This is a genomic window from Dyella sp. (assembly GCF_036568765.1).
GTDB lineage: Bacteria > Pseudomonadota > Gammaproteobacteria > Xanthomonadales > Rhodanobacteraceae > GSA-30.
Genome location: NZ_DATCRY010000129.1, coordinates 1 through 10397 on the forward strand (window position 1 = coordinate 1; position 10397 = coordinate 10397).

Annotated in this window: 11 protein-coding genes and 1 pseudogene; 7 read left to right on the plus strand and 5 right to left on the minus strand. The window is 62.7% G+C overall.

Annotation, left to right across the window (positions count from 1 at the left end):
• Window positions 1–750: DNA-binding domain-containing protein (locus VIM98_RS09240; RefSeq protein WP_331992808.1), on the plus strand; the 750-nt coding region annotated here is incomplete at its 5' end.
• Window positions 751–857: 107 nt separating this feature from the next.
• Complete coding sequence (locus tag VIM98_RS09245) at window positions 858–1814, plus strand: AraC family transcriptional regulator (RefSeq protein WP_331992809.1); 957 nt, start codon at window positions 858–860, stop codon at window positions 1812–1814.
• 137 nt (window positions 1815–1951) lie between these two features.
• On the opposite strand, the gene dcp is transcribed toward VIM98_RS09245, so the two are convergent.
• The 4 genes from dcp to VIM98_RS09265 all read right to left on the minus strand — a co-directional run bounded on the left by dcp (window position 1952) and on the right by VIM98_RS09265 (window position 6066).
• Window positions 1952–4147 carry a peptidyl-dipeptidase Dcp gene (dcp, locus tag VIM98_RS09250; protein ID WP_331992810.1) on the minus strand — a complete coding sequence of 732 codons (2196 nt, stop codon included), beginning with the start codon at window positions 4145–4147 and terminating at the stop codon, window positions 1952–1954.
• Window positions 4148–4278: 131 nt separating this feature from the next.
• A complete protein-coding gene (locus tag VIM98_RS09255) occupies window positions 4279–4626 on the minus strand; it encodes a hypothetical protein (protein ID WP_331992811.1) in 348 nt (115 codons plus the stop codon).
• Between the two features lie 52 nt (window positions 4627–4678).
• On the minus strand, window positions 4679–5359 hold the full coding sequence (gene bioD, locus VIM98_RS09260) for a dethiobiotin synthase (RefSeq protein WP_331992812.1): 681 nt from the start codon (window positions 5357–5359) through the stop codon (window positions 4679–4681).
• Window positions 5356–6066 carry a TMEM175 family protein gene (locus VIM98_RS09265; protein ID WP_331992813.1) on the minus strand — a complete coding sequence of 237 codons (711 nt, stop codon included), beginning with the start codon at window positions 6064–6066 and terminating at the stop codon, window positions 5356–5358. Before VIM98_RS09265 ends, bioD begins: the two co-directional genes overlap by 4 nt.
• A 178-nt stretch (window positions 6067–6244) precedes the next feature.
• Between VIM98_RS09265 and VIM98_RS09270 the strand changes: the two genes are divergently transcribed.
• Entirely contained in the window at window positions 6245–6742 is a 498-nt protein-coding gene (locus tag VIM98_RS09270) for a GAF domain-containing protein (RefSeq protein WP_331992814.1), read from the plus strand.
• Between the two features lie 21 nt (window positions 6743–6763).
• Here VIM98_RS09270 and yihA read toward each other — a convergent pair whose 3' ends face one another.
• The gene (gene yihA / locus VIM98_RS09275; RefSeq protein ID WP_331992815.1) at window positions 6764–7387 is read right to left on the minus strand and encodes a ribosome biogenesis GTP-binding protein YihA/YsxC; all 624 of its coding nucleotides are present in this window, start codon (window positions 7385–7387) and stop codon (window positions 6764–6766) included.
• A 108-nt stretch (window positions 7388–7495) separates the two neighbouring features.
• On the opposite strand from yihA, the gene VIM98_RS09280 reads away from it, so the two are divergent.
• The 4 genes and pseudogenes from VIM98_RS09280 to VIM98_RS09295 form a co-directional block, all read left to right on the plus strand.
• Window positions 7496–8287, plus strand: coding sequence for a c-type cytochrome (locus VIM98_RS09280; protein ID WP_331992816.1), 792 nt, complete (start codon window positions 7496–7498; stop codon window positions 8285–8287).
• Window positions 8288–8371: 84 nt separating this feature from the next.
• The gene (locus VIM98_RS09285; RefSeq protein ID WP_331992817.1) at window positions 8372–9253 is read left to right on the plus strand and encodes a thiol:disulfide interchange protein DsbA/DsbL; all 882 of its coding nucleotides are present in this window, start codon (window positions 8372–8374) and stop codon (window positions 9251–9253) included.
• Window positions 9254–9375: 122 nt separating this feature from the next.
• A complete protein-coding gene (locus VIM98_RS09290) occupies window positions 9376–10035 on the plus strand; it encodes a thiol:disulfide interchange protein DsbA/DsbL (RefSeq protein ID WP_331992818.1) in 660 nt (219 codons plus the stop codon).
• A 103-nt stretch (window positions 10036–10138) separates the two neighbouring features.
• A pseudogene (locus VIM98_RS09295) lies at window positions 10139–10397 on the plus strand (EEP domain-containing protein); the annotation flags it as partial.

A 10397-nucleotide genomic window follows, 5' to 3' on the forward strand; every position in this document is an offset into this window, starting at 1 on the left:
CAGATGATGCATGCGGTATTGGGCGATGCGGCGACACCGTCGCTGCTGCGTGGCGACAGCCGCGCCGATGCCGATGCCCGCCTGGATGTGTACCGTCACGGCTACCGTATTCGTCTGCGCGATGCGCTGGCAGTGGAATACCCCGGGCTCGCGCTGCTGGCCGGACGGCGTTTTACCAGCTTGCTGGAAACCTACGTCGAGGCTCATCCCTCGGGCCACTACAACATCCGCTGGCATGGCGCCGGGCTGGCCGCCTTTCTCGATTACGGCCTGCCATGGCGCGACAAGCCGGAACTGGCCGATATGGCCCGGCTGGATTGGGCGATCTCCACGGTCTTCGACGCTCCCGATGTCCCTGTACTGACCGCAGCCGATCTGGGCGCGGTGCCACCGGAAGCCTGGGCAGGCCTGGTCCTGGAGCCTCAATCTCATCTGCAAATTCTTGCTACCGGTTACAACCTGGAAACCTTCCGCCGGGCTGCTGACCGCGGCGAACCGCGGCCACATTTGCGGCGCCACAGCAAAGCACGCCACCTGTTGATCTGGCGACAGGATCTGAGCGTGCACTACCGTCAGCTCGCTGCCGACGAGCTGGCCGTACTAATCGACGCCATAGCCGGCAAGCCATTTTCCTCCCTATGCGAGCGGCTGGCCGACTTTCACGGGGAAGACAATGCCCTTCCCCGCATGGTGACTCTGCTACAGGGCTGGGTCGCCTCCGGTTTGCTGCAGTCCGGCAAACCTTCCTAGACAGGCAATAACCTGCGGGTCACGCCCGTTGGCAAAATCTTGTGTAACCTTGGCTCTCGGCCCCGCGAATCGATGATCATCTTCTGCTCCTTCCGAAAGGATCGCGCGTGTACATCGAGCCTAATCCCCGCCATGCCGGCGGCAATCCTGCCCCTGTATTGATTGCCCCTGCGCTCGAGTCGCTGCTGAACCAATCGGCGGTACGCGTCGACGTGGTGGCCGAACTGCATCGCTGCGGCTCCTGGTTCCTCGACGAGCCACGCTATCACTGCGGCTTGTTTCATCTGGTGGGTACCGGACGTTGCAAGGTCGAGGCGAAAGTCCTCAGCGATGCCATGCAACTGGAGGAAGGCGACTTGGTCGTGCTGCCGCACGGCGATCCGCACCGCCTGAGTACCGATGAAGAGCACCTGGCCGGCACCCCCGACCTGACTAGCCTGATCTGTGGCGAGCTGCGTTTTTCAGGCAATAGCCAGCATCCGCTCAACCACGCCCTGCCCTCATGTTTCGTGGTGCGCTCCAAGGAGGCAGGCGAGACGTTCCGGCAGTTGTCGCGCATGATGGTCGACGTAGTCAACTCCGGTATGGTCGGGCGACAAGTGCTGCTGAACAAGCTCGCCGACACACTTTTTACGCTGGCTGTCTGCGACTACGCGCACCGCGCGGGCGATCGGCGCGGGCTGTTTGCTGCCCTGAGCGATACGCGTATATGCCGCGTGCTGCAGGCCGTGCACGAAAAGCCTGGGCATGCCTGGACCATGCAGGCCATGGCATCGCTTGCCTGTATGTCCCGCTCTGCCTTCGCCGAACGCTTCACGCATCTGATGAAAGTGCCGCCGATGCAATACGTGACGCAATGGCGTGTCACCATCGCCGAACAGTTGCTGCGTGACCGCCACCTGTCGGTGGCCTGCATTGCCCAGCAGTTGGGCTATAGCAGCGAGGCCGCTTTCCGACGTCTGTTCAAGCGCGTCAGCGGCATCAGTCCGGGACGTATCCGTGCGGAAGCCGGCGCTGGCGAAGAAGAGGCTGAGCGCGAGGAAAGCGGGTTGGCAGTGGCTTAGAACCAGGAGCAAGTGGATAGGAGTCAGTAGCAAGCGTCGCCTCGATCCCCTTTCCCTTGCTGCTCACTGCTCTTCACTCATTTCTTGCCCCAAAAAAAAAGCCGGCTGAGCCGGCTTTTTTACATGGAACGATTCCCTTACTTCTGCTTCAGGCCGCGATCGATCAGCATCGGCTCCACGCTCGGGTCCTTGCCGCGCCACGTGCGATACAGCGTGGACAGATCCTGCGTATTGCCCTGCGAGAGCACCATCTTGCGGAAGCGATCGCCGTTTTCGCGCGTCAGGCCGCCGTGCTCCTTGAACCACTCGAAGCCGTCGTCGGCAAGCATCTGCGTCCACAGGTAGGCGTAGTAGCCCGCGGCATAACCGTTGCCCCAGATGTGCTGGAAATAGCTCGAACGGTAACGCGGCGGCACATAGCTCAGGTCGACCTTGTTCTTGTGCAGCGAATCGGTCTCGAACTTGTCGGCATCCTGCTTGGGCGCATCGGCACCGAGGCTATGCCAATCCATGTCGAGCAGGGCCGCGGCGACCAGCTCGGTCATGTCATAGCCCTTGTTGAAGGTGCCGGCCTTCTTGATCTTGTCGACCAGCGCCTGCGGCATCGCCTCGCCGGTCTGATAGTGCTTGGCGTAATGAGCGAAGATCTTCGGATCGGTCGCCCAGTGCTCGTTGAACTGCGACGGGAACTCGACGAAATCGCGCGGCGTATTGGCACCGGAAAGCGACGGATACTGCGTATCGGCGAACATACCGTGCAGTGCGTGGCCGAATTCGTGGAACATGGTCACCACGTCGTCGAACGGCAGCAGCGCCGGCTGGCCATCGGCCGGCTTGGTGAAGTTAGCGACGTTGAACACCACCGGCTTGTTGCCCAGCAGCTTGGACTGGTCGACCAGATTGCTCATCCAGGCGCCGCCATTCTTGTTGTCGCGCTTGAAGTAGTCGCAATAAAACAGCGCCATCGACTTGCCGTCGGCATCGAACACTTCAAACACCCGCACATCCGGCTGCCAGACGGGGATATCCTTGCGCTCCTTGAACGTCAGGCCGTAGAGCTGATTGGCGGCATAGAACACGCCATTCTGCAGCACATTATCCAGCTCGAAGTACGGCTTGATCTGGCCTTCGTCCAGGTCGTACTTGGCCTTGCGCACCTGCTCGGCGTAGTGCTCCCAATCCCAGGCAGCCACCTTGAAGCCCCCCTTCTGCTTGTCGATGACGTCCTGGATGTCCTTCGACTCGCTCTGCGCACGCGCGGTCGCCGCCGGCACTAAGTCCTGCATGAACTTGATCGCGGCCTCGGGCTTCTTGGCCATCTGGTCTTCCAGCTTCCAGGCGGCGTAGTTCGGATAGCCGAGCAGCTTGGCCTGCTGCGCGCGGATCTGCGCGATGCGCGCGACGATATCGCGGGTATCGTTCGTATCGTTCTTCTCGGTGCGGCCCCAGGATGCCTTGAACAGCGATTCACGGGTGTCGCGGTCGTCGAGGTCCTGCAATGCCGGCTGCTGCGTGGTGTTCTGCAGCACCAATACGTACTTGCCATCCTGCTTGCGATCCTTGGCGGCACCTGCGGCAGCGGCAACCTCGGCATCGGACAGACCGGCCAGTTTGGCCTTGTCGTCCACCACCAGCGCGCCCTCCTTGGTGGCAGCCAGCAGCTTGTTGGTGAACTGCGTGCTGAGGGTGGATTCTTCCTTGTTCAGATCCTTGAGCTTGGCCTTGTCGGCATCGGACAGCTTGGCACCGCCGCGCACGAAGTCCTTGTAAGTCACTTCGAGGAGGCGCTGCGATTCCGGATCGAGCTTGAGCGTATCGCGCTGGTTATAGAGCGTCTCGATACGTGCGAACAATTTACCGTTGAGCGTGATGGCATCCTGATGCTCGGCGAGCTTGGGCGCCTCGTCCTCCTGCACCTTTTGTAGAAGATCGCTGGTATTGGCCCCTGTGACCGCATCGAATGCATGCATCACACGCGTCAGCATGGCACCGGATTTTTCCATCGCCACGATAGTGTTGTCGAACGTCGGCGACTCGGGGTTATTGGCGATCTTCTCGATCTCGGCCAGATGTTGCTTCATGCCCTCTTCGATCGCCGGCTGGTAGTCGGTTTCCTTGATCTTGTCGAAGGGGGGCGCCATGAACGGCAACGTGCTTGCGGCATAGAAAGGGTTGCTCTCGATCGCGGCGACCGGCGCGGCAGCAGTCGAAGCGCTGGCCGCGGCCGACGACGAAGTACTGGGCTGAGCGGTCTTGGACGTGTCCTGGGACTGCTGCGAGCACGCGCCGAGCGCGAGGGAGGTGGCGATAACGAGCAAGCGAAGACGAAGCATGAGGGCTCCCCAAAATCAAAAGTGGCGCCCCTGTGATGCGGGCACGGTTCAGCAAAAAAAGTCTTTCGACTCTAACCACAGCCGGATGAAACTTCCAAGGGCCGGAAGCCATGACTCCAGCGATGAATGGCCTAGCGCATGTCGCGCAACTGCCAGGATGGGCCGATCAGCAGGTTCAGGCGGTGGCGCACAATGCTCATCGGCAAAGTGGTCATGGCTTCCACATCCGTGCTCAGGCCGCCGGCCACCTTGCCGGTCACCTTGGCATTGGCATCCGTCACGCCCAGGCCGGGATCGACCTCGTCGGGCTCTGCTTGCTTGTTGCGCCAGCGCTCGAATAGCACGGGGCTACGTAGGGCTTCCTGCAGCGCGGCAGCAAAATCGTTCGGCCCGGCACCGTCATAGCTCAGATCGGGATCGCCGCCGCGTGCGTGCGCGAGGTCGCCGACAGACAGGAAATAATGGTGAACGGTCGACATGGATGCCTCCTGCAATCGTGGATATCGATGGACGGCTGCGTCCGGCAGGCACTCAGGATAGCAAAGCGACCGCCTCCCCCAGTACTCGGGACGCTTGCGCCGGAGGCACTCCATGCGGCAACACGCCCAGGCACGGTGCAGGCAATAGTTCCCGCAGGGTCGTGAGGTTCTCGTCGACTGCATCCATGCCCGGGTCGATCCGATTGCCGATCCATCCGGCCAGCCGGCAACCGTCCGCGGCAATGGCATGCGCACTGAGCAAGGCATGGTTGAGACAACCCAGCCGCAATCCCACCACCAGGATCACCGGCAAACGCCAGGCCTTGGCGATGTCCGAGGCGAATACGCCCGGCGCCAACGGCACCAGCCAGCCGCCGACGCCCTCGACCACCACGGTGTCGTAGCTTGCGGCCAGCCCGTCGAAGGCTCTGCGCAGGGGCTCGAGCGCAATGCGCTTACTTTCGTGCAGCGCCGCCAAGTGCGGTGACAGGGGTTCGCGCAAAGCTATCGGGTTGATCGACTCGTAAGGCGGCAACGGTGCGCTACTGGCGGCAAGCAACGCCAGCGCGTCTTCGTTGCGCAAGCCGTCCGCCGTTTCCAGGCAACCGCTTGCGACAGGCTTCATACCGCAAACGCGGTGCCCCGCCTCACGGAACGCATGCAGCAAAGTGCAGCTCGCATGTGTCTTGCCGATACCCGTGTCGGTGCCGGCGATAAACCACTGAGCGCTCATGCCGGATTCGCCAGCATGCGACGCGCCCACCGACCGGCGAAGGAATAAACCAGGAAGAGCAAGCTGTAGGCCATACCCGGAAGCGCGCTCCACCAGCCGCCGCCATTGCGCAGCAGCAAGGCCAGCGTGATCGACAGGAGCGCCACGCCGACCGAACCGAGCTGGATGTAGAGCGATTCGCGCGCCTCGATCGTTTCTTCGCGCGACGCGTCGCGCATGTGGCGCACGCTGTGGCGATAAAGCAACGCCAGGCATAGCGCCATGCAGGCATAGGCCATGCCGTAGCACAGGAACAACATGCTCAGGTCATGCCCGGTCTCGAGCACCAGGGCATTGGGCAACAACTGCCCGGTAAACCCGGCATAGATCGCGTTGAACATGGCCGAGAACACCATGTTGAGCGGATAGACGAAGATCAGCGCAAAGAACACCAGCATGAGACTAAAAAACACGCTGGTGGTGTCGTGGACACGGCAACGCTCGCGCCAGCGCACGTGCCGGTACCAGAACACCAGCAAGGTCGCAAAGCTGCATGCGAAGGCAGGAATACGATCGAGCGCCAGCAGCATTTCATGCAAGTCGTGCGGCACCTCGGTGCCGGCGATGGCCAATACGCTGACAACGAAGGCGAATGCGGCATCGAAGAAGCCGTCCACGCGCTGTGCTTCGATCAGGCCCGCACGACGCTCGCGCTGGATTGAGTCCATTTTGGCTTGTCCCCCAAGATTGTGCCGGGAGTCTAAGCGATTAGGAGCCCACCTTTTACTCCTCATTCTGTCCGCTCGTTTCTTGAAGCCCGGCAGAAAAAAGGAGCAAGTGGGGGGCCCTTGCCATTTCCCCCACCGCATCCCATCTTTCCGGCTATCCCTCTCGAGCCCTTTTGTCATGTTCGACATCAAATCTCCCACCCACACCAGCAAACGCGAGCTCTACGCCGACTTGTGCGAGCAGGCACGCGGCATGCTGGCCGGCGAGCCGAACACTATCGCCAACGCAGCCAATTTCGCCGCCCTGGTCTACCACAGCCTGCCGGATTTCAACTGGGCCGGGTTTTACCTGTACGACGGCACCGAGCTGGTCGTCGGTCCGTTCCAGGGCAAGCCCGCCTGCATCCGCATCGCCCTGGGACGCGGTGTCTGCGGCACGGCTGCACAGACTCGCCAGACACAGCTGGTGCATGACGTCCACGCGTTCGACGGCCACATTGCCTGCGACGCGGCATCGAACTCGGAAATCGTCGTGCCCCTGGTCCATGCCGACGGCAGTCTGTTCGGCGTATGGGATGTCGACAGCCCGTCGGTAGGACGCTTCGACGAAGAGGACCGCACGGGGATGGAGGCGCTGTGTGCGGTATTTATGGAGGCGGTGGCGGCTTCGCGATAGCCGTCCTGGCCCCTGCACCCCTCACCCCTGCAGCAGGCGTACCACCGCCTCACGGGCCTCTTCGACGCCTAAGCTGTCAGGCGACGAAAAAACCTGCGCCGTGGCGTGCATGCCATCGGGGAAACCCTTACGCAGCGCGGCTAGCGACTGAGCAGCCTGGTTGCGCGAAAGCTTGTCGGCCTTGGTCAGCAGCACGTGGCAGGCCAGGCCCCTGTGAAAACAGAAATCCAGCATCATCCGGTCGAATTCCTTCAACGGATGGCGGATATCGGCGATCAGCACGACACCCCGCAAACTCTCACGCCGGTGCAGATACGCATCGATTTCCTGCTTCCAATGCGCGCGCAGGGCCTCCGGCACCTTGGCATAGCCGTAACCGGGCAGGTCGATCAGGCGCGCCTCCAACGGCGGGCGCCCCTCTCCAAGCGTCACCGGAGGCAGCGAAAAAGCCACCATCTGTTGGGTGCGCCCCGGCGTCTTGGAGGTACGCGCCAGACCGCGATGCCCGGTCAATGCGTTGAGCGCACTGGATTTGCCGGCATTGGAGCGGCCGGCAAACGCCACCTCCACGCCGCGATCGGCGGGCAATTGATCGACACGGTGGGCGGCCAGCACGAACTGTGCGCCCTGCAACGGATTAGGCATGGTTTGACCGACCTCGATGGCGCAGTGATAATTCCGAGGTTTCTGCCAGTTGCGGCCAGCAAGACTTGCGCGCCGTGCAGCCAAAGCAGTTCTTCGGGAGACAAGTGTATGAGTTTTCGGCCTGTCGGTTTTCGGCCTGCTGTACTTGGAGTTGTCTTTACCCTTGCCTCCGCGCTCTCGATCGGCGTGGTAGCTGCACAGGACGCGAATAAACCGGCGGCCGCCACAAGCGCCGCGCAGCCGGCCCCCGCCGCCAGTGCTGCCACCAAAGCGCCTGCGACTGCAGAAGCAGCGGCGCCGGCGGCTGCGGTCAAACCGGGCGATGCCACGGCGGGTGCCGGCAAGGCCGCGGCCTGCGGCGCCTGCCACGGCATCGACGGCAATTCGGCCGATCCGCAGTATCCCAAGCTCGCCGGCCAGCACGAGGCGTACATCGTTCGCCAGCTGGAGAACTTCAAGAGCGGCAAGCGCCAGAACCCGATCATGGTCGGCATGGCTTCGCCACTGTCCGAACAGGACATGCATGACATCGGCGCTTATTTCGCCAGCAAGACCTCGTTGCCCGGCGTGGCCGACGAGGCGCTGGTCGAACAGGGCCAGAAGTTGTTCCGTGAAGGCGATGTGGCCCGCGGCATTCCCGCCTGCATGGCTTGCCATAGCGTGGACGGTCGCGGCAACCCGGGCGCCGGCTATGCCCAGCTGACCAGTCAGCACGCGCAGTACATCCAGGCCACGCTCAAGTCCTGGCACGACGGCGGCAGCTGGGGCGACGACGCGCACGCCAAGATCATGCCGGGCATCGCGCAGAAACTGGACGACAAGGACATCGCCGCGGTGGCCAGCTACATCGAAGGCTTGCACGCCGCAGAGAGCGGCGCCGCCACACCAGCGACCAAATAATTACCTACACTACGGATCGCCGGCCTTGTGCCGGCGATATCGTTTTAAAGCCCCATCCCCCTGTAGCAGCATCGAGGTTTTCCCATGTTCAAGCGCCTGCCGTTCCTGTTTGCCGCCGCCATGGCGGTCGCCGCCTGCAGCCATGACAGCGACAACGCCAGCGCGCCGCAGTCACCGGCCCCGGCCGCCAGCAGCGCTCCGGCAGCACCGGCCAGCACACCGCCCGCGGCGACAGCCTCGACAGCGCCGGCAGCGGCATCGACGGCAGCACCTGCTTCTGCCGCGAGCGCCCCGGCTACCGCGGCCGCACCGGTAGCCGATGCCAAGCCGGCCGCGCCCTTCGTCGACAGCGGCAAGTGGGTCGAAGGCAAGAACTACGATGTGATCGAGCCGCAGCAGCCCAAGGTCAGCGGCACCGACAAGATCGAAGTGGTCGAGGTGTTCTCCTACGGCTGCCCGGCCTGCAACCTGTTCCACACCACGGTCGACCAGATGGTCCAGCAGTTGCCGTCGAATGCGACGATGGTTTTCCTGCCCGTGTCGTTCAACCCGGCCGAGAACTTCCCCATGTTCCAGCGCGCTTACCTGACCGCGCAGACCCTGGGCGTGGCCGACAAGGGCGCCGATGCGATGTACGACGCGGCCTGGAAGACCAAGGAGCTGAGCTCGGAGAAACCCAGCGGCGGCCTGAAGCCATCCGACCAGTTGCCGACCATCGAGGACGCCGCCAAGGTCTACGCCAAGTTCGGCGCCGATCCGAAGGAATTCGTCGCCGTCGCCAATTCGTTCGCGATCAACACCAAGATGAAGCGTGCCGATGAGCTGGTGCAGAAGTACGGCGTGATGCAGACCCCGACGATCGTCATCGACGGCAAGTATCGTTACACGGTCGGCCAAGCCGGCGGTTATCCGCAAGCCATCGAACTGGCCCAGTGGCTGATTTCGAAGGAAGCGGCCGGCAAGTAATCGCGGCCACGGGAGCGCGTCGAACCGATCGGTCACGACGCGGTCTCACCCAGCTCGGCAATGTCGGTTCGGACTTCGCGTGGCAGCTAAGCTGCCCTCGCACCTCAATGGAGAAAAGTTTCATGTTCAAGCGTTTTGCCCGCCTGCGGATAATGACCCTGGTCGGCGGCCTGCTGCTCGCCAGCGCCTGCACAGCCACCAATTCCGGCGAAGCGGCCGCCCCGTATACCGACGGCAGCGAATACGTCAGCCTTCCGGGCCCTCATCAGCGCTATAGCGACAGCGGCAAGGTGGAAGTGGTCGAGGTGTTCTCCTATGGCTGCATCCATTGCGACCACTTCGCGCCGAAGGCGGAGGAATTGCGCAAGCAACTGCCGCCGGGCGTCGAGTTCAAATTGCTGCCGGCCGCGTTCAACGACGATTGGCTGCCGTATGCGCGTGCGTTCTATGCCGCCAAGAAGCTCGGCGTGGTCGACCAGACCCACCTGGCCTTGTTCAAAGCCAAGTTCGACGACCATTACCCCATTTCCACCTTGGACGAACTGGCCGATTTCTACGCCCGTCAAGGTATCGATCGCGCCAAATTCCTCGAGATTGCCACGTCGCCCGAAGTGACCGCGCAGATCAAGAAAGACCTGGCGCTGATCCAGAAATGGGGCGTCAACGGCACGCCGACGATCGTGGTCGACGGCAAGTACCGCAGCAATGAAATCAAGACCTTCGATCAGCTGGTCGCCATGACGCAATGGCTGGCCAAGCGTGAACTGAGCGGCGGCAAGTAACCGCCAAAGCGCCATGCAGGGTCCGCTTGCGGTCCTGCATGGCGCTGGAACACTGGCGACGACCGCGATAGCGCCCGTCGCCGTCCTTCAGTACGGTAGCCTCATGGATCGCGCCCCTGCCCAGCCCCCCGCCGAGCGCCGCCTGCGCCTGCTGAGCTGCAATATCCTCGCCGGCGCGAGCGTCCAGCGCTACAGCGAGTATTTCACTCGCTCGATCAACGCCGTCCTGCCCGGGCGAAGCAAGCTCGACAATCTTGACCGTCTGGCCGAAATGCTGCCGCAGTTCGATGTAATCGGCCTGCAGGAAGCCGACGCGGGCAGTCTGCGTTCGGGCTTTCTCAACCAGACGCGCTATCTGGCCG

What these genes read in the sequence shown, in the direction of transcription:
- dcp (WP_331992810.1), bottom strand. Translation starts at nt 4,147, where the DNA reads ATGCTTCGTCTTCGCTTGCTCGTTATCGCCACCTCCCTCGCGCTCGGC.
- VIM98_RS09255 (WP_331992811.1), bottom strand. Translation starts at nt 4,626, where the DNA reads ATGTCGACCGTTCACCATTATTTCCTGTCTGTCGGCGACCTCGCGCAC.
- bioD (WP_331992812.1), bottom strand. Translation starts at nt 5,359, where the DNA reads ATGAGCGCTCAGTGGTTTATCGCCGGCACCGACACGGGTATCGGCAAG.
- VIM98_RS09265 (WP_331992813.1), bottom strand. Translation starts at nt 6,066, where the DNA reads ATGGACTCAATCCAGCGCGAGCGTCGTGCGGGCCTGATCGAAGCACAG.
- VIM98_RS09270 (WP_331992814.1), top strand. Translation starts at nt 6,245, where the DNA reads ATGTTCGACATCAAATCTCCCACCCACACCAGCAAACGCGAGCTCTAC.
- yihA (WP_331992815.1), bottom strand. Translation starts at nt 7,387, where the DNA reads ATGCCTAATCCGTTGCAGGGCGCACAGTTCGTGCTGGCCGCCCACCGT.
- VIM98_RS09280 (WP_331992816.1), top strand. Translation starts at nt 7,496, where the DNA reads ATGAGTTTTCGGCCTGTCGGTTTTCGGCCTGCTGTACTTGGAGTTGTC.
- VIM98_RS09285 (WP_331992817.1), top strand. Translation starts at nt 8,372, where the DNA reads ATGTTCAAGCGCCTGCCGTTCCTGTTTGCCGCCGCCATGGCGGTCGCC.
- VIM98_RS09290 (WP_331992818.1), top strand. Translation starts at nt 9,376, where the DNA reads ATGTTCAAGCGTTTTGCCCGCCTGCGGATAATGACCCTGGTCGGCGGC.